The following is an 18,625-nucleotide window of genomic DNA, read 5'->3' on the forward strand; positions in this document are numbered from 1 at the left end:
CCGAAGAGGCCAAATATCAGATGGAATATTCGACCATATGCGAGGGGAGTGCTAAAGATGACGAGTGGGTTTAGGGGCGACCCGCCGTCTCGTGTATTCGCCATGACGCAAGTGTAACGAAAAATCCCCAGCGCTGGCATTGGCCCTTTATCGATGACGTGCTGCTGTACGCCGTTTTCTACGCTTGATGAGGCTAGGGAAGCAAAATGGGCGACGTGGACGAACACCTCGATCTGACGGAGATCAACGCCGTCCGCAGGTTGTTGACCTCAAAGCCACGAACGGTCCGCTGGGACGAACGCCGGGCACGGCTCGACGAGGTTGGTTCGGTGTGGCCGATTGCCGAGGACATCCGATGCGAGGATGTGGTTTTCGATGGCCTCGAGGGAGAGTGGTCCCTGGCGCCTGGGAGTGACAGGGATAAGGTTCTGCTGTTTTTCCACGGTGGTGGCTACTGCTCCGGCTCTCCTAAAAGTCATCGTCGAATGGTGACAGAGGCAGGTCGGGCAATGGGAATGCGCACTCTCGCGATCGACTATCGACGCGCACCGGAACATCCTTTCCCTGCGCAACATGAAGACGCACTCACCGCATGGCGCTTTCTGAGGCGGCAAGGGATCGCGCCGGATCGCATCGTGGTTGGCGGAGACAGTGCGGGCGGCAACCTCACCCTGTGCCTGGTCAGTATATTGCGCGCGGCAGGCGAGCCGTTGCCGCGATGTCTTTGGCTGGTTTCGCCCTGGACGGACCTTTCGATGTCCGGCGCGACACTATCAACCAAGGACGCAATCGACCCCATCATCCACCGGGCGTATTTGGAGGAACTGGCAACCGCCTATGTTCCCAATGGCGTTGGTCGGCGCGATCCCCTGATCTCGCCGTTGTTCGCCGATCTGAGCGGATTTCCCCCAATGCTTATACAAGTCGGTTCGGCCGAGACGCTGTTGTCGGACGCAACTCGGCTCGCGGAAGCCGCTGGCGCGACTGACGTCAAAGTACGTCTCGAAATTTGGCCGCATATGATTCACGCTTGGCCGGTTTGGAATGCGCGGTTGAGTGCCGGTCGCCGCGCTCTTCACAGCGCGGGCATGTTTGTCCACGAGTATTTATAACCCTTGCCGAGGCAACTGCTGGCGCATTCCAGACGTCTTGATCTGGGATCTTGGTGCGCCAATACGATCGTTGCTATGCGGAAAACAGGGCCAGCGCCGCCAATGTTACGGATATTAAGTCAAATTTTACCGAAATGGCGCCATGGCTTGGATGAAGGCTGGTTGTATCGGCCAATGCGTTCGACGTATGGAGTAACGATGCGGTCAGTCCCGACGATCCCGACGGTCTTGGCCGCATTCATGCTCGGCACCTGCGGCGTTGCCAAGGCCGGCGACGGCACCTTCGGCTGGCTGTCCGGAGACTGGTACCTGACGGTCGGCGCCACCGGCATGGTCGCGCCGAATTTCGAGGGCGGCAAGAAGTACCTGCTCAGCGCCTCGCCGATCATCTCGCTCGGCAAGGCTGGTCCCGCGGCGCGCTTCAACTCGCGCAACGACAATATCTCATTGGCATTGATCGACGATGGCGGCGTCCGCGCCGGCCTGACAGGCAAGTTCCTGTTTTCCCGCGATGGTGGTGACGCCGACGAATTGAAGGGTCTCGACCCGGTGCGCTGGGGCGGCGAGGCTGGCGGCTTCTTCGAATTCTATCCTTTGGATTGGCTGCGTGCCCGCGCCGAATTGCGGCACGGCATTCGCGCCCATAACGGCTTTGTCGCCGACATCGCCGCCGACGCCTTTTACGATGTGACGCCCGACGTCAGGATTTCCGGCGGGCCGCGCGTTTCATTCGCCTCATCGGACTATTTCGACGCCTATTATGGCGTTGATGCCAAGGAGTCACTGGCCTCGGGGCTCAGCGAATATCATCCAGGCGGCGGGGTGAAATCTGCGGGCCTGGGCGGCGCGGTGACCTGGAAGGTGACCGAGCCGATGACGGCCAGTCTGTTCGGCGAATATTCCCGCCTGATGGGCCCGGCCGCCGATTCCAGCCTGGTCAAGGAGCGGGGCTCCAGGGATCAGTTCATGATCGGCGTGTCGACGACCTATCGCTTCGATTTCTCGATGTGAGCGGGCGGGTTGTGTACGACGGAGAGCCGCAAAGCTCAGACGACTATGCCGTAGCCGATCCGGTTGAGTTCCTCTTCCACAAGCGTGGCACCTGTTGCAGACTGAAGGAGATCGATGGGCGCGTCGTTGAGAACCCGACTTCGCTTACGCAGCCAGCGTTGCGCCTTTTCATGGTTGCCAAAAACGCGATTCGCCATCGTTGAAATGCGTTCAAGTCGCAAGGCGGACTCGGTAGTCGTCAGGGTCACATTCCGTCCTTCCAGCGCGCTAAACTGTGAAATGCAAACCGAAGATGCTGGTCTCTCGACGCCATCTACCGACAAACATAGGCGCAATTGGTGTACGCTCCTAGCGGAAGCATCAGAGTTCGGGCTTTTCAACATCGCCTGTCTCAGTTAAAAGCCCAGCCATGACGAGCTTTTCGCGCCTTCTCGCGACTGCGATACGAATTACAGGCCCGGTGTTCCGGGCGGCTTGACCGCCGCCGGAGCCGCCGGGAATCTTGCGCGCGGCCTCTCGCGCTTTTTCCAGATCATGATAGTTCAACGCCCGGGCTCTTTTGCCGACGGGCAACGCATATGGCAGACGAATGACTGATACCGAGACCGCCGAGACGATCGACTATTCCAAAACGCTCTACCTGCCGCAGACGGATTTTCCGATGCGCGCCGGTTTGCCGGAAAAGGAACCGCTGCTGGTCAAGCGCTGGCAGGATATGGACCTTTACCGCAAGCTGCGCGAAGACGCAGCCGGCCGCGAAAAATACGTGCTGCACGACGGCCCGCCCTATGCCAATGGCAACATTCATATCGGCCATGCGCTGAACAAGATCCTCAAGGACGTCATCACCCGCTCATTCCAGATGCGCGGCTATGACTCGAACTATGTACCCGGTTGGGATTGCCACGGCCTGCCGATCGAATGGAAGATCGAAGAGCAGTACCGCGCCAAGGGCAAGAACAAGGACGAGGTGCCGGTCAACGAGTTCCGGCAGGAATGCCGCGAGTTTGCGGCGCACTGGATCAAGGTGCAGGGTTCCGAATTCCAGCGCCTCGGCGTCGTCGGCGACTTCGACAATCCCTATACGACGATGGCTTTCCACGCCGAGGCGCGCATCGCCGGCGAGCTGCTGAAATTCGCCATGTCCGGCCAGCTCTATCGCGGCTCCAAGCCGGTGATGTGGAGTGTGGTCGAGCGCACCGCGCTGGCCGAGGCGGAGGTCGAATACCAGGACTATGAGTCGGACACGATCTGGGCGAAGTTTCCGGTCGTCAGCCTCGCTCGCCAGGTCATCAACATCGATGATGGGCAGCCAGCCCTGGATCCCAAGCTGACGCAGACGTCGCTCGATCTGCTTGATGCCAACGTCGTCATCTGGACCACGACGCCGTGGACCATCCCCGGCAACCGCGCCGTCAATTACTCGCCGCGCATCAACTATGGTCTCTACGAGGTCACGGCGGCCGAGAACGCCTTTGGCCCCCAGCCCGGCGAAAAGCTGATCTTTGCCGAGAAACTTGCAGACGACGCTGCCGCGAAGGCCAAGGTCACCCTGAATCGTCTTCGCAGCGTTGGCGCCGAAGAGCTTGAAAATCTTACGCTTTCGCATCCCCTCAAAAGTCTGGGTGGTGGCTACGAATTCCCTGTGCCGATGCTGGCCGGCGATCATGTCACCGACGATGCGGGCACCGGATTCGTCCACACCGCGCCGGGACACGGCCGAGAAGACTTCGACGCCTGGATGGATGCCGCCTCTGATCTTCGCCAGCGTGGCATCGACACCGCGATCCCCTTCACCGTCGACGATGCCGGCTTCTTCACCAAGGACGCGCCGGGCTTCGGCCCGGACCGCGAGGGTGGAGCGGCGCGCGTTATCGACGACGGTGGCAAGAAGGGCAACGCCAACCAGGCCGTCATCGACGAGCTGATCAAGCGAAACGCGCTGTTCGCGCGCGGCCGGCTGAAGCACTCCTATCCGCATTCCTGGCGCTCGAAGAAGCCGATCATCTTCCGCAACACGCCGCAATGGTTCGTCTATATGGACAAGGAGCTTGGCGACGGCACGACGCTGCGCAGCCGCGCCCTGAAAGCCATCGACGACACCTGCTTCGTGCCCGCCGCCGGGCAGAACCGCATCCGCGCCATGATCGAGGAGCGCCCCGACTGGGTGCTGTCGCGCCAGCGCGCCTGGGGCGTGCCGATCGCCGTCTTTGCCGATGCCGACGGCAATGTCCTGCGCGACGAGGCGGTCAACCAGCGCATCATGGACGCCTTCGAGAAGGAAGGCGCCGACGCCTGGTTCGCCGCCGGCGCCAAGGAGCGTTTCCTTGGCAATCACGATGCCTCGAATTGGCAGCAGGTGATGGACATCCTCGACGTCTGGTTCGATTCGGGCTCGACGCATGCCTTCACGCTTGAAGACCGGCCGGACCTGAAATGGCCGGCCGACGTCTATCTCGAAGGCTCCGACCAGCATCGCGGCTGGTTCCACTCCTCGCTGCTCGAAAGCTGCGGCACCAGGGGCAGGGCGCCCTACGACACCGTCGTCACCCATGGCTTCACCATGGATGAGGAGGGGCGGAAAATGTCGAAGTCGCTCGGCAACACCGTCGTGCCGCAGGACGTCATCAAACAGTCCGGCGCCGACATCTTGCGGCTGTGGGTGGTGACGACCGATTATTGGGAAGACCAGCGGCTCGGCAAAAACGTGCTGCAGACCAACATCGACGCCTACCGCAAGCTGCGCAACACCATCCGCTGGATGCTGGGCACGCTCGCCCATGACGATGGCGAGGAGGTGCCGCTGGACAAGATGCCGGAGCTGGAGCGGCTGATGCTGCACCGGCTCGCCGAGCTCGATGAAGTCGTACGCTCGGGCTACGACGCCTTCGAATTCAAGCGCATCACCCGCGCGCTGCTCGACTTCATGGTGATCGAGCTGTCGGCCTTCTATTTCGATATCCGCAAGGATGCGCTCTACTGCGAAGCGCCTTCCAGCGTGAAGCGCAAGGCTTCCGTGCAGGTGGTGCGCCATCTCTTCGACTGTCTGGTGAAATGGCTGGCGCCGATGCTGCCTTTCACCATGGAAGAGGCTTGGCTCGACCGTCATCCGGATGTCGTCTCGGTGCATCTCGACCAGTTCCCGGAGATCCCGGCGGACTGGAAGGACGAGGCGCTGGCGGAGAAGTGGCGCAAGGTGCGGCAGGTCCGCCGTGTCGTCACCGGCGCGCTGGAGATCGCCCGCGCGCAGAAGGTCATCGGCTCTTCGCTGGAAGCGGTGCCGGTCGTCACTCTCGACGATGCCCTACTCGAAGCGGCGATCGCCGATGTCGACATGGCCGAGATGGCGATCACCAGCGATCTGGTTATCGCGCACGGCAAGGCGCCGGCGGGCGGCTTTACCCTCGACGATGTCAAAGGCGTCGCCGTGGTCGTCGAGAAGGCGGAGGACCGCGGCCTGGTGAAATGCGCACGCTCCTGGCGCTACACCGCCGATGTCGGCTCAGATCCGGAATTCCCGGATGTTTCGGCCCGGGACGCAGCTGTCCTGCATGAGCTGAAGGCTTTGAGCCGCCTTTAAGGCGGTGCACAATTGCCACGGCGGGCGGCCGATCGGCCCCCGTGCGTTGCCCTTAACGAGTGGTTGAGGTAAACACGCGAAACTCCGGACGACAAATTGTCGCCGGAATTCCGTCGGAAGAGCATAGGCGATGGGGGCCGGACCTTTCTTTGGCCGGCGGCAATCGAGAGGCTGTCTACAGTGGGACTTTTTGGCATGACCGAGAGAACTTACGCGCGCGTCGCGCTGCTGGCGCCGCTTGTCGTATCGAGCCTCGCCTTGTCCGGCTGCATGGGCTCGCCCACCTACGGGACCGACAAGACCGCGGGCGCGCAGCTTGCCGGCGACCTCACCGGGGCTTTTTCCTTCGCACCCAAACGCAAGGATAGTATCGACTACAAGCCGCGCCCCACGCTGGTGAAGCCAGGGCCGGGGCAGAAGGAAGTCTTGCCGCCGCCGCAGGAAAGCATCGAGACGGCGAGTGCCGAATGGCCCGAATCGCCGGAGCAGCGCCGTGCCCGCCTGCGCGCCGATGCCACCCTGCATCAGGACGACCCGGCCTACCAGGCGCAGGTCATCGATGACGTGCAGACGGATCCGGCGTCGGTCAAGGCCGCGCTGAAGCAGTCGGGCTCGAGCCACCCGCCAGCCTGGACTCCGGCCGATTCGGACAAGGACCGCGCCGCGGAAATCATGCGCCGCCGGGCTGAAGGCAAACAGGGCGACCCGACCACCCGCAGATATCTGAGCGAGCCGCCGGTGCAATACCGCGCTGCCGCCGACACTGCGCCGCAGGGTGACCTCGGCGAGGACGAGTACAAGAAGGAACGCCGCCTCAAAAGGGAGGCGGCCGCCAAGAGCAAGAGCAGCGGCATGTTCGACTGGCTGCCCTGGTAGACTGACGGCGCCAGAGACGTTCTGGCCTGGATTGGCTGAACTGGATTGGCTGACTTGGATTCGGTCCGTCTGCCGAACCAGGAAAATCAGGGTCCGCGTCGCTCGCGAAAAAAGTCCTTCAGCAATGCTGCTGCAGCGTTCTCGGCCATGCCAGGATAGATGTCGGGCACATGATGGCAGGTCGGTGACGTGAAGAAGCGAACGCCATTGACGACTGCGCCGCCCTTCTCGTCGGCGACGCCGAAATAGAGCCGGCGCAGCCTGGCGAAAGAGATGGCGCCGGCGCACATGGTGCACGGCTCCAGCGTCACATAGAGATCGTGGCCGCTGAGCCGCTCGCTGGAAAGCTTGCGGCAGGCCTCGCGGATCGCCAGCATCTCGGCATGGGCGGTCGGATCGGCGAACTCGCGGGTGCGGTTGCCGGCACTCGCAACGACCGTATCGCCGCCGACGACGACCGCGCCAACCGGCACCTCGCCACGCAGGGCGGCGGCTTCGGCTTCTTTCAGCGCCAGCGCCATGAAATCCTGCCGCCTCACGCGGTTTCCATTCCGATTATCTCCTCGCCACTAGAGCGCGATCCTGTTACTACCCGCGCAAACGAGCAAAGGCCACATGGACGACAAAAACAAGAAATTCCCGCGCAAGGCCGGCCCGAAACCGGCGGGGCCGCGTGGTCGCGATGGCGCTCCCGGCAAGGGTGGCAAGCCGTCCTTCGGCGTCAAAAAACCCTACACTCCGCGCGGCGATCGGCCGGCGGCGGCCGAAGGCGAACGGCCGAAACGCGACTTCAAGCCGAAGCGCGAAGGCGACCGGCCGTTCGGCAAAGGGCCGCGTCCGGAAGGCAAGCCTTATGAGAAGCGCGAAGGTCCACGCAAGCCTTATGCACCGCGCGGCGATCGGCCGGCGGCGGCCGAAGGCGAACGGCCGAAGCGTGACTTCAAGCCGAAGCGCGAAGGCGACAGGCCGTTCAGCAAAGGGCCGCGTCCGGAAGGCAAGCCTTATGAGAAGCGCGAAGGCCCACGCAAGCCTTATGCACCGCGCGGCGACCGGCCAGCAGCTGCCGAAGGCGAGCGGCCGAAGCGCGACTTCAAAGGCAGCGAGAGGCCATTCAGCAAAGGGCCGCGTCCGGAGGGCAAGCCTTATGAGAAGCGCGAAGGTCCGCGCAAGCCCTACGCGCCCCGCGGCGACCGGCCGGCCGCTGCCGAAGGCGAGCACGGCGACAAGCGCTTCGACCGTCCCAAGCGTGACTTCGGGGATCGTCCTAAGCGTGATTTTGGCGGCGATCGGCCGCAAGGGGCACAAAGGGCACAGGCGGCATCGGAGGGCGGCTTCAAGCCGCGTCCGCGTCGCGTCGAGGCAACGGAAGAAGCCGGCGAACGCATTGCCAAGCGGCTGGCGCGTGCCGGCCTGGCCTCGCGCCGCGATGCCGAGGAACTGATCGCGGCCGGCCGCGTCAAGGTCAACGGCAGGGCGCTGACCTCGCCGGCCTTCAACGTGATGCCCGGCGACATCATCCATCTCGACGGCATGGAGATCCCGCCGATCGAGCGCACGCGGCTGTTCCTGTTCAACAAGCCGGCCGGCGTGGTCACCACCAACCGCGATCCCGAAGGCCGCAAGACCGTCTTCGACGTGCTGCCCCCCGGGCTGCCGCGGCTGATGACCATCGGCCGGCTCGACATCAACACCGAAGGGCTGCTGCTGCTCACCAATGATGGCGGCCTGTCGCGCGTGCTCGAACTGCCGGCGACCGGCTGGCTGCGGCGCTACCGCGTGCGCGTCCACGGCAAGGTCGAGGAAAGCGCGCTCGCGGGCCTGCGCGAAGGCATTGCCGTTGACGGTGTCTTTTATGGCGCCATCGAGGCGACGCTGGACCGCGAGCAGGGTTCGAATGCCTGGCTGACGCTCGGCCTGCGGGAAGGCAAGAACCGTGAGGTCAGGAACATCCTGGGCTCGCTCGGTCTCGACGTGACGCGGCTTATCCGCATTTCCTATGGGCCGTTCCAGCTCGACGATTTGCCGGAAGGCCATGTGTTGGAGATCAAGGGCCGCGTGCTGCGCGACCAGCTCGGCGAGCGCCTGGTCGAAGAGTCCGGTGCCAATTTCGACGCCGATATCGCCAAGCCGTTTTCCAACAAGCCGGTCAGGCGTGAGCGGGAGGAGGAGCCCGAGCGGCCGAAATTCACCCGTGACGGCGAACGCCGTCCGATCGGCGAGGGCGGCCTGATCAAGAACCGCAAGCGCCGCGAAGGCAGCCGCGACGAAGCGCTCGGCAAGCTGTCGACAAAACCGGAGAGGAGCTTTGGCGAGCGTGGCGCCAAACCTGAACGCGGCGACTTCGGGGACAAACCCCGTGGCGACAAGCCTCGTGGCGGCTTCGGCGGCAAGAAATCCGAACGCGAGCAGCGGCCGATCGAACCGCCGGGCCAGCGCAAGGCCAATGTCTGGATGGCGCCGGGGGCGCGGCCGATCGGCAAGGGCAGGGCGGAGGCAGACGCCGCCAAGGCGGCGGAAAACAAGGCGCGCAAGGCCGCTTTCAAGCCGTCTTATGGCAAGCCCGGCGGTGCAAAGCCGTTCGGCAAGCCTCGTGGCGAACGTTCGGATAGCGGTGGCGACCGGCCGCGTGGCGGCCCGAAAGGAAGCAATGCGGATCGTCGGCGGTGAGCTTCGCGGGCGTCCGCTGGCGACGCCCCGCACCTTTGCCATCCGCCCGACGACCGACCGCACGCGTGAGGCGGTCTTCAACGTGCTGGCGCATCGCTTTCCCGAAAAACTGAACGGCGCGCGCGTGCTCGACCTGTTCGCCGGCACCGGCGCGCTCGGCCTCGAAGCGCTGTCGCGCGGCGCTGCCTATGCTGTCTTCATCGAGGAATCCGCCGAAGGGCGCGGCCTGATCCGCACCAATGTCGAGGCTTTCGGCCTCACCGGCCGCACCAAGATCTTCCGTCGCGACGCGACGGCCTTGGGCGAGGCGGGCACCATTGCCGCATTCGGCCTCGTCTTTGCTGATCCGCCCTATGGCAAAGGCCTTGGCGAACGCGCTTTGCGCTCGGCCAAGGCCGGCGGCTGGCTCGCCCCCGGCGCGCTCTGCGTCGTCGAAGAAGCGGCGGCGGCGACGTTCGAGGCGGGGCCGGGCTTTTCGGTTGTCGACGAGCGCAACTATGGCGAGACGGTCATCCGCTTCATCGAGGTTGGGTGAGGCCCCGCAATTGGCGAGGAAGCAGCGCCTTCAAAATGACGAACAATTCGCTTTGCCTCGACCAGCAACCCCGCCTATCGTTCCACCCCAAACCGGAGCCATCTATGACATTTCAGGCTGAATGGCTGCGCGGAACGCTCTTGGGACTGGCCCTGGTGATGGCCGCGCCGGCTCTGGCGGACAACAATCCCGACGACGGCGCGGTGACGGATTTCCTGCTCGACAACGGCATGGAGGTCGTCGTCATCCCCGACCACCGCGCCCCGATCGTCACCCATATGGTCTGGTACAAGATCGGCAGCGCCGACGAGCCGCCGGGCAAATCCGGCATTGCCCATTTCTTCGAGCATTTGATGTTCAAGGCGACCAGCAACCATGCGGCCGGCGAGCTCGATCGCGCCGTCGCCGCCATCGGCGGCTCGGACAACGCCTTCACCTCCTACGACTACACCGCTTTTCATGAGACAGTGGTGCCGCAGGCGCTCGGTGAGATGATGGGCTTCGAGGCCGACCGCATGCGCAATCTCATCCTCAACGACGATGTCATCAAGACCGAGCGCGACGTCATCCTCGAGGAGCGCCGCTCGCGCATCGACTCCAATCCGCAGGCGGTGCTCGACGAGGAAATCGACGCCACGCTGTGGCAGAACCAGCCCTACCGCATCCCGGTCATCGGCTGGATGCAGGAGATGGAGAAGCTGAACCGCACCGACGCGATGGCCTTCTACAACAAATATTATACGCCCAATAACGCCGTGCTGGTGGTGGCCGGCGATGTTGAGCCGGAAACGGTCAAGGCGCTGGCCGAAAAGACCTATGGCAAGATCGCGCGCGGCCCGGATCTTCCGCCGCGGATCCGCCCGATCGAGCCCGAGCAGAACACCAGGCGCACGGTGACGCTGACCGACGGGCGCGTCAGCGTGCCGAGCTTTACGACGCAGTGGGTGGTTCCGTCCTATCACACGGCAAAGCCCGGCGAAGCCGAAGCGCTCGACGTGCTGTCCGAAATCCTCGGCGGCGGCAACCGCAGCCGGCTCTACCAGGAGCTTGTCGTCAGGCAAGGGATAGCCGCCGCGGCTGGCGCCTTCTTCCAGGGCACGATGCTCGACGATAGCAATTTCACCGTCTATGGCGCGCCGCGCGGCGATGCCAAGCTTGCCGACGTCGAGGCCGCGGTCGACGCCGAGATCGCCCGCATCGCGAAAGACGGCGTCACCAGCGATGAGCTGGAAAAATCCAAGGACCGTTTCGTCCGCTCGATGATCTTTGCCCGCGACAAGCAGGAGGACATGGCCAACATCTACGGCTCGACGCTCGCCACCGGCGGCAACGTCCAGGACGTCCAGCAATGGCCCGACCGCATCCGCAAGGTCACCGCCGACCAGGTCAAGGCGGTCGCTGCCCGCTATCTCAATCTCGACCACGCAACGACCGGCTATCTTCTGCCGCAAACCCAGGCTGGGAATTGATTTGATGATGAACCAGCACGGTCCCGCTCTGCCTTCTCCCCCGGGCTCCTCCCCTTCTCCCCTTGTGGGAGAAGGTGGCCGAGCAAAGCTCGGTCGGATGAGGGGTGTTCCAGCTTGGCACCAACGGCACTCCGTCCAACACCCCTCAACCGTCTCGGCGCTTCGCGCCGATCCACCTTCTCCCACAAGGGGAGAAGGGAAGCACGCGTGCTCCGGCCCTCTTCTAGCGACCCTCATCCTCTCCCTCGTCTTCCTCATCCTGCCGGCGCTTTCGGCTCGTGCTGCCATGAACATCCAGGAGGTGACCTCGTCGAAGGGCATCACCGCCTGGCTGGTGGAGGATTATTCGGTGCCGATCGTCGCCATCCGCTTCGTCTTCGATGGCGGCGCGACGCAGGATCCGCCCGGTAAGGAAGGGCTTGCCAACCTGATGAGCGGTCTGTTCGACGAAGGTGCCGGCAACCTCGACAGCGAGGCCTTCCAGGTCAAGCTTGACGATGTCGGCGCCGAGATGAGCTTCGATGCGCAGCGCGACGGAATCTACGGCTCGATGCGCATGCTGGCCGAGCAGCGCGACGGCGCCTTCGACCTGCTGCGCGTGGCGGTCAACCAGCCGCGCTTCGACCAGGTGCCGATCGACCGCATCCGCGCGCAAATCCTGTCCGGCATCATCGCCAACGAGCGCGATCCCGATACGCTCGCCCAGCGCAAATGGCTCGACGCGATCTACGGCAGGCATCCCTATGCGCGGCCGGACCAGGGCACCAGGCAAAGCATCGCGACGATCACGCCGTCCGATCTCAGCGCTTTCCACAAGGCGAATTTCGCCCGCGACGGTCTGCATGTCGCGGTGGTAGGCGCCATCGACGCCGAGACGCTGAAGCAGAAGCTCGACCTGGTATTCGGCAGCCTGCCGGAAAAGCAGGCGCTTACGCCCGTTCCCGACATCGACCTGAAACTTGGCCAGCAGCTCGAGGTCGTTTACGACCAGCCGCAGGCCTCGCTGCAACTCGCCTATCCCGGCGTGAAGCGGAACGCGCCGGATTTCTTCGCCGCGGTGCTGATGAACGAGATCCTGGGCGGCGGCACCTTCACCTCGCGGCTGTTCGACGAGGTGCGCGAGAAGCGCGGCCTGGCCTATAGCGTCAGCTCCGACCTCGTCGACCACCAGCATTCCGAGGCGCTGTCCATCACCACCTCGACCCGCGCCGACAGGGCGGCCGAGACGCTGGCTGTGGTGCGCGACGTGGTCAAGCGCATGGCCGAGGAGGGGCCGACCGAAGCCGAGCTGGCGGCGACCAAGAAATACATGATCGGTGCCTATGCCATCAACAATCTGAATTCCTCCGGCGCGATTGCGTCAACGCTGCTCGAGATCCAGCTCGGCAAGCTCGGCATCGACTACATGCAGCGCCGCGCCGGGCTGATAAACGCGGTGACGCTGGACCAGGTCAAGGCAGCGGCGAAAAAGCTGCTCTCCGCCGAGCCGGCCGTCATGGTGGTCGGGCCGAAGCTGGGTGAGGCCAACAAGGGATGAGCCCTAGCTTCGGCATCGCCTTTGGCGGCGGCGGCGCGCGTGGGCTGGCGCATATCCACGTCATCGAGGTGCTGGACGAACTGGGCATAAGGCCGGCGGCAATCGCTGGCTCGTCGATCGGCGCCATCATGGGCGCCGGCATGGCCTCGGGCATGACCGGCAAGGACATTCACGACTATACGCGCTCGATCCTCGGCCGCCGCGCCGAAGTGGCGACGCGCATGTGGCGGGCGCGGCCCGGCACCTTTGCCGAAGCGTTGCAGGGCGGCTTGCGGGTTAGCCAGTTCAATGTCGAGCGCATCCTCAAGGCGTTCCTGCCCGATGCCATCCCCGAGACCTTCGCCGAACTCAAAATACCGCTGAAGGTGACGGCAACGGACTTTTATGGCCACAAGCTCGCCGTGTTCGACGAAGGCGAGCTGCATTCGGCGCTGGCCGCTTCGGCGGCGATCCCGGCGGTGTTCCGCCCGGTGATGCGCGACGGCAGGCTGCTGATCGACGGCGGCATCTACAATCCCGTGCCGTTCGATCTGATCGAGCTCGACGCCGACATCATCATCGCCGTCGACGTGGTCGGCGCGCCGACCGAGGCCGGGCGCAAATTCCCAACCTCCGTCGACCTGATGTTCGGTGCCACGCAGCTGATGATGCAGTCGATCATCGCCAGCAAGCTGAACCAGAGCCGGCCCGACATTCTGATCCGGCCGGCGGTGTCGAAATACCGCGTGCTCGATTTCATGAAGGTCGAGGCGCTGATGGCCGAGACGGTGGCGATCAAGGACGAGCTGAAGCGCGAGATCGAAAGGGCGGTCGAGGCGCGGGCCAAGGCCGAAGCCAGCAAGCGCACCAACCGTCTCGGCGGATGACCGTAATCAAGCGCTTGGCGTCAGCGCCCGCTGGCCCATGAGCGTGTCGACATCAGGCGGGCAGGGGCGGTAAGTTTGGGCGCGAAGGCCGGCGTTCATTCGCGCCCCCCTCTGCCCTGCCGGGCATCTCCCCCACGAGGGGGGAGATTGGCTGTCATCGCGCTTTCGCCTATCACCAGCATTGCAGGATCGAGCGCCGAGGCTGAAGCTTCCGATCTCCCCCTCGAGGGTCGAGATTGGCGGCCATTTCAGCCCCACTTCATCTCGCCGGTGGCAACCTTGGAGCCGATGTCGAGCGCAACGCCCATGCCGAGGCCGGGGAAGCGGGCTTCCATGGCGCTCTTCAGCGCGGCCGCGTCTTTGGCTTTTGCCAGTTCTTCCTCGAAGGCGATGAGATAGGTCTTGGTGTGCTCGACGCCTGAAAGGTCCGTAGCGGCCTCAGGCATCATGTGCCCGGGCACGACGATCGCCGGCTTGCGCGCCGCGATCTTTTCGAGATTGGCCAGCCAGGCGGCGCGCAGTTCCCTGGTCGGCGTGTCGGCGGTCCAGACATGCACGCCGGCAAAGATCACCACCCCGCCGAACACCGCATTCAGCGACGGCACGAAGAGATAGCGCCGGTTGGCGAGGCCTTCCGCGGCGACGATCTCTATGCTCTCGCCATCGACGCTGAGCGTCTTGCCGTCGAACGCTTCGGGGATGACGACGTCGGCGAGCGCCTGCGGGCCATTCTCCTTCAGCTGCGGCCCCCAGACGGCGAGCTTCTTGTCGACATTGCCGTTGATGGCGGCCACCGTCTCGGCTGCGGCGATCACCCGTGCCTGCGGGAACGCCTGCCTGATCAGCTTGAGGCCGAAATAATAGTCCGGGTCGGACTGGCTGACATAGATGGTGGTGAGCGTCTTGCCCGTCGCCTTGATCGCCTCGGCCACTGCCCGGCCGTCGGGGTAAGTGAAACCGCCATCGATCAGCACGGCCTCAGTGGCCCCGGAGACCAGCACCGGGGCGCGGAAGAAGCCGTTTTGCCCGGCCGGAAAATGCTTCCAGGAAAGCCCGCCGGCCGCATGGCCAAGCCCGGCGGGAGCAAAGACGGCGGCAGCGCCGGCGGCGAGGGTGGTTTTCATGATGCTTCTCCGTGTGAACATGGGTGTCTCCTGGGAATTCGGCGGCCTCGATGCCCGCAAGATGGCAAAAGCGGAATGCGTATTGAAGGCCGACAAAATAGACGTAATGTATGCTTTCGCCTGACAATGAGGCTGCCTCTGCCATGAGCGAAGCATGAACCTGAACCGGCTGGCCTATTTCGCCGCGGTGGTCGATGCCGGCTCGTTCACGCGGGCCGCCGAGCGGCTGGGCATCACCAAGGCGGTGGTCAGCCAGCAGGTGGCGCGGCTGGAGCGCGATGTCGGAACGACGCTGCTGATCCGCACGACGCGCCGCGTCCATCCGACCGAGGCCGGCCGGACATTCCATGCCCGCTGCCTGCAGGTCCTGCAGCAGGCCGAGGATGCCTTCGACGAGCTCGCGCAAGCGGCCGCCGAGCCGACCGGCACGCTGCGCATCGCGGCGTCCAACGACTACGGTACGTCGGCGGTGGTGCCGGTGGTCGCCGCCTTCAGCGCGCGCTATCCCGCCTGCCGGGTGGAGCTGACGCTGGGCGACGAGACGATCGACCTGGTTTCCGGCCACATCGATGTGGCGATCCGCGTCGGCTGGCTGGCCGATTCCAGCCTGCAGGCGCGGCGCATCGGCACCTTCCAACAATTCATGGTGTGCCGCGCCGGGTTTGAAGGCCGCTTCACCGCCGGCGAACCGCGAGACCTTGCTAGGTTGCCCTTCGTCGCCAACATGGCGCTGCGCGAACCGCTGCTATGGCAATTTTCGCGAGGCGATGACGAGCAGCAGGCCGTGCGCATGCAGGCAACGATTTCAATCGACGCAACGCCGGCAGTGCTGGCGGCGGTCCGCGCCGGCGCCGGCCTCTCGGTGCTGCCAGACTTTTTGGTGCGGGACGAGCTGGCCGCCGGGCGGCTGGTGCAGATCCTGCCCGAGTGGCGGCTGCCCTCCGGCGGCATCTACACAGTCTACCCCGCCGCCCGCTTCCGCCCGCCCAAGGTGACGAGGTTTGTCGAGATGCTGATTGCGGCCGAGCAAAAGGTGGAGTCAGGCGGGCGGGGGCGCTGATGGGCGAAGCTGCGATCTCCCCCCTTGAGGGGGAGATGGCCGGCAGGCCAGAGGGGGGCGCTGTCCCGCCGACCTACCAGTCGATGGCATTAGCGTACCCGCGCAAGTTCCAGCTCATCACAGTTGAAACGAAGGCCGGCGTTCTTTCGCGCCCCCCTCTGCCCTGCCGGGCATCTCCCCCACGAGGGGGGAGATTGGCTCATCACGCCTTCCCCGCCGCATACTCCAGCGCCACCACGCCGTTGCTGAATTGCCTGGCAAACACCAGCTCGAGCGGCAATTGCGCGCCGGGCGGGAATAGCAGCTTGCCCTGGCCGACGGCACCGGGATAGCTGAGCAGCCTGATGCGGTCGACAAGGCCGTGGCGCAGCAATTCCTGCGCGACGCTGAGGCTGCCATGCACATAGATGTTGCCGCCGCTGCCTTGCTTCAGCCCTCTGACCGCGTCCGGCAACGCGCCAGTCAGCAGCTCGGCCGGCTGCCAGTCCAGCGCCGTCAAACTGGTCGACGCGACATATTTCGGCAGCGCATTGAACCGGTCGGCGAAATCTCCGGTCTCCTTGGGCCACGAGCCGGCAAAGATCTCATAGGTCCTGCGCCCCAACAGCATGGCGCCGCTGTCGGCAAGCTCGTCGTCCTTGAATTTCTGCATCTCATCGTTCCAGGCCACGCTCGGCAGCTTCTCGACCTCGGCAATGCCATCGACGCTGATGAATTCGGTGATGATGAGTTTTCTCATGGCGGGTTCCTTTCTGGCAGGGCCAAATGGCGCGGGCCTTATGCGACATGCGCCGTCAACTAGCGCGGCGCTTTTTCAGGGGGAGGGTTTTCCCTGTTCGCTTCCAAAGACCGATACCGTGGGAAAAGCTTCTCCGACCTGCCCGTCGTTCGGTCATGCCACAAGGTCCGCATCGGGGGCCGGTCTTTTTGCCTGTCCCCGATTGGATCTGGGTCGTAGTCACGGGCTGGCTACAGGTGGGCAATACCGGCTTTCAGCAGTCCTTCGCGGACGTGCTGCACATCAGACTCCTGGGCATAGTGCAGGGTGGCGATAAATGAATCGAGGTCGAATTGGGGATCGAGCGTTCTGATCTTGCCTAGATGCGCCGCGGCCGCGATTTCGTCGCCGAGCCAGCCGTAGCAGGCAGCGGCGAAAGCGTGCTGAACCGAGTCCATGGTTGACAGATGCATGAAAGCTTCGATCGCCTCGCCATACTGGCGCGCGGCAAAATGCGCCTTTCCCAGATGGCTCCAGAACCTCTCCGGGTGGTGCGGGTTCAACTGCATTGCCTTGCGGATCCATTCAATTCCCTCTTCCGGCCTCCCCAGCCACGTCAATAACTCGCCTTGCTGCACCACCACGAGGTCGTAATTGGGATTGAGGGCCAGCGCCCGCTCTTGATGGTAGCGCGCTGTGGTCAGCTCATTGTTGTTCACGTTCACTGCCGCGAGGATGCGGTGGACATCGGCATCGTTGTTGTCCAGCGCCAGCGCCCTGTCCAGCGCTGCCATAATGTTGTTCCAGACGGCATCCCTGTCTTCGCACCAGTTATGGACCCACGCCTGGCCAAGAATGCAGGCCCGCCAGGCATGGGCATGGGCATAATCGGGGTCGAGCGTGACGGCCCTCTCTATCAAGGTTTGCGCGCGTTCATTATCCGCAATCGTGCTTCGGTGATGCAGCACCTTGGCAGCAAGCACACATTCATACGCGGCCATGTTTGCAGGTTTCGCCCGCGCGAGCTGGTCCCGCTGAGCCGCCTCGACGCGGCCGGGCAGCGTGGCTGCGATCGCCGCCGTCACCTCATCCTGAATCGCGAATATGTCGACCAGCTTCCGGTCATATTTGTCTGCCCAGATATGAGCGTCATTCGCCGTGTCGATGAGCTGAACCGTTACGCGCACCCTGTCGCCGATCTTGCGGACGCTTCCCTCCACCAGGTATTGGACGTCGAGTTTCTCGGCCACCTCGCGCACATTCACGGCGCGGTTCTTGTAGACGAAGGCGGAATTGCGCGAGATGACGAACAACTCATGGTGGCGGGACAGTTCGGTGATGATGTCCTCGGTCAGTCCGTCCGCGAAAAATTCCTGCTCGGGGTCGCCGCTCATGTTGCTGAATGGCAGCACCACTATCGAAGGTTTGGAGATGGATCGCTTTGCCTCGACTTGTGGCAGGACAGGACTGTCAAACCCTACGCGATAGAGGCGAACCGGGCGGCTGATGTTCTTCAACGTCTTCTCGCCCAGGTCCTCCATGGCAATTTCGAGACGGTCGGCAATTTGGGTCGCCACCGCCGCGGTCACGCAGATACCGCCGACGTCGGCGAGCTGCTCGATGCGGGAGGCAATATTGACGCCGTCGCCGAAAATATCATCATCGTCGAAAATGATGTCGCCGAGATTTATGCCGATCCTGAATTCGATACGCCGTTCTTGCGGCACATCCGAATTGCGCCGTTTCATGCGCTGTTGGATTTCCACGGCGCATTTCACGGCATCGGTCACGCTCTGGAACTCAACGAGCATGCCGTCTCCGGTGGTCTTGATGATCCGGCCCTTGTTCTTGGCGATGGCGGGATCGACCAGCTCTATGCGATGGGTGCGAAGGCGTGCGAGCGTGCCGGATTCATCGGCCTCCATTAGCCGACTGTAGCCCGCCATATCGGAAGCCAGAATTGCGGCTAGTCTCTGTTCCATCGCTGAACCAAAAACCAAGCCTACGCTTCCTGGGCTGCCAAATCCAGCAATTTGGGCTTGTGGCTGAATCAAGAAGTCTTCTACCGCA

At 63.8% G+C, this 18,625-nt stretch carries 17 protein-coding genes; 11 read left to right on the forward strand and 6 right to left on the reverse strand.

The features are described 5' to 3' along the window. The first annotated feature begins 206 nt into the window (after positions 1-206). A complete protein-coding gene (locus tag NKH01_RS15025; RefSeq protein WP_352481725.1) occupies positions 207-1,112 on the forward strand; it encodes an alpha/beta hydrolase in 906 nt (301 codons plus the stop codon). A gap of 198 nt (positions 1,113-1,310) precedes the next feature. Continuing rightward, positions 1,311-2,123 (forward strand): MipA/OmpV family protein, encoded by an 813-nt coding sequence (locus NKH01_RS15030; protein WP_353020810.1) that lies wholly within the window; start codon positions 1,311-1,313, stop codon positions 2,121-2,123. Between the two features lie 35 nt (positions 2,124-2,158). Here the strand turns inward: NKH01_RS15030 and NKH01_RS15035 are convergent, their stop codons facing one another. Together NKH01_RS15035 and NKH01_RS15040 are read right to left on the reverse strand one after the other, a co-directional pair. After that, positions 2,159-2,371 carry an MbcA/ParS/Xre antitoxin family protein gene (locus NKH01_RS15035; RefSeq protein WP_023717126.1) on the reverse strand — a complete coding sequence of 71 codons (213 nt, stop codon included), beginning with the start codon at positions 2,369-2,371 and terminating at the stop codon, positions 2,159-2,161. A 112-nt stretch (positions 2,372-2,483) separates the two neighbouring features. After that, positions 2,484-2,669, reverse strand: a complete 186-nt coding sequence (locus tag NKH01_RS15040; protein WP_023717127.1) for a hypothetical protein — start codon at positions 2,667-2,669, stop codon at positions 2,484-2,486. A 43-nt stretch (positions 2,670-2,712) separates the two neighbouring features. On the opposite strand from NKH01_RS15040, the gene ileS reads away from it, so the two are divergent. Both ileS and NKH01_RS15050 read left to right on the forward strand, forming a co-directional pair. Next, a complete protein-coding gene (gene ileS, locus NKH01_RS15045; RefSeq protein WP_353020812.1) occupies positions 2,713-5,703 on the forward strand; it encodes an isoleucine--tRNA ligase in 2,991 nt (996 codons plus the stop codon). Between the two features lie 195 nt (positions 5,704-5,898). Then, positions 5,899-6,579, forward strand: coding sequence for a hypothetical protein (locus NKH01_RS15050; RefSeq protein ID WP_023717129.1), 681 nt, complete (start codon positions 5,899-5,901; stop codon positions 6,577-6,579). A gap of 86 nt (positions 6,580-6,665) precedes the next feature. Here the strand turns inward: NKH01_RS15050 and NKH01_RS15055 are convergent, their stop codons facing one another. After that, positions 6,666-7,118 carry a nucleoside deaminase gene (locus tag NKH01_RS15055; protein ID WP_023717130.1) on the reverse strand — a complete coding sequence of 151 codons (453 nt, stop codon included), beginning with the start codon at positions 7,116-7,118 and terminating at the stop codon, positions 6,666-6,668. Between the two features lie 76 nt (positions 7,119-7,194). On the opposite strand from NKH01_RS15055, the gene NKH01_RS15060 reads away from it, so the two are divergent. The 5 genes from NKH01_RS15060 (at position 7,195) to NKH01_RS15080 (ending at position 13,653) form a co-directional block, all read left to right on the forward strand. Further along, positions 7,195-9,246, forward strand: a complete 2,052-nt coding sequence (locus tag NKH01_RS15060) for a pseudouridine synthase (protein WP_353020815.1) — start codon at positions 7,195-7,197, stop codon at positions 9,244-9,246. Further along, complete coding sequence (gene rsmD / locus NKH01_RS15065; protein ID WP_352849091.1) at positions 9,227-9,781, forward strand: 16S rRNA (guanine(966)-N(2))-methyltransferase RsmD; 555 nt, start codon at positions 9,227-9,229, stop codon at positions 9,779-9,781. The genes NKH01_RS15060 and rsmD overlap by 20 nt, the downstream gene beginning before the upstream one ends. A 104-nt stretch (positions 9,782-9,885) precedes the next feature. Continuing rightward, on the forward strand, positions 9,886-11,250 hold the full coding sequence (locus NKH01_RS15070) for a M16 family metallopeptidase (RefSeq protein WP_353020817.1): 1,365 nt from the start codon (positions 9,886-9,888) through the stop codon (positions 11,248-11,250). Positions 11,251-11,536: 286 nt separating this feature from the next. Continuing rightward, positions 11,537-12,787 carry a M16 family metallopeptidase gene (locus NKH01_RS15075; protein ID WP_353020820.1) on the forward strand — a complete coding sequence of 417 codons (1,251 nt, stop codon included), beginning with the start codon at positions 11,537-11,539 and terminating at the stop codon, positions 12,785-12,787. Next, positions 12,784-13,653 carry a patatin-like phospholipase family protein gene (locus tag NKH01_RS15080; protein ID WP_353020821.1) on the forward strand — a complete coding sequence of 290 codons (870 nt, stop codon included), beginning with the start codon at positions 12,784-12,786 and terminating at the stop codon, positions 13,651-13,653. Before NKH01_RS15075 ends, NKH01_RS15080 begins: the two co-directional genes overlap by 4 nt. Before the next feature lie 248 nt (positions 13,654-13,901). Here the strand turns inward: NKH01_RS15080 and NKH01_RS15085 are convergent, their stop codons facing one another. After that, positions 13,902-14,798, reverse strand: coding sequence for an MBL fold metallo-hydrolase (locus NKH01_RS15085; protein WP_353020823.1), 897 nt, complete (start codon positions 14,796-14,798; stop codon positions 13,902-13,904). Between NKH01_RS15085 and NKH01_RS15090 the strand changes: the two genes are divergently transcribed. Together NKH01_RS15090 and NKH01_RS15095 are read left to right on the forward strand one after the other, a co-directional pair. After that, positions 14,776-14,901, forward strand: a complete 126-nt coding sequence (locus tag NKH01_RS15090; RefSeq protein ID WP_352856511.1) for a hypothetical protein — start codon at positions 14,776-14,778, stop codon at positions 14,899-14,901. The genes NKH01_RS15085 and NKH01_RS15090 overlap by 23 nt on opposite strands. Positions 14,902-14,931: 30 nt before the next feature. Beyond that, complete coding sequence (locus tag NKH01_RS15095) at positions 14,932-15,837, forward strand: LysR family transcriptional regulator (RefSeq protein ID WP_353020825.1); 906 nt, start codon at positions 14,932-14,934, stop codon at positions 15,835-15,837. Between the two features lie 202 nt (positions 15,838-16,039). On the opposite strand, the gene NKH01_RS15100 is transcribed toward NKH01_RS15095, so the two are convergent. Next, the gene (locus NKH01_RS15100) at positions 16,040-16,576 is read right to left on the reverse strand and encodes a dihydrofolate reductase family protein (RefSeq protein WP_353020828.1); all 537 of its coding nucleotides are present in this window, start codon (positions 16,574-16,576) and stop codon (positions 16,040-16,042) included. A 230-nt stretch (positions 16,577-16,806) separates the two neighbouring features. Then, positions 16,807-18,537: an adenylate/guanylate cyclase domain-containing protein gene (locus tag NKH01_RS15105; RefSeq protein ID WP_353020924.1), complete on the reverse strand. Its 1,731-nt coding sequence runs from the start codon at positions 18,535-18,537 to the stop codon at positions 16,807-16,809. Positions 18,538-18,625 lie beyond the last annotated feature (88 nt).

The sequence above is a fragment of the Mesorhizobium sp. M1403 genome (genome assembly GCF_040317695.1).
Lineage (GTDB): Bacteria > Pseudomonadota > Alphaproteobacteria > Rhizobiales > Rhizobiaceae > Mesorhizobium.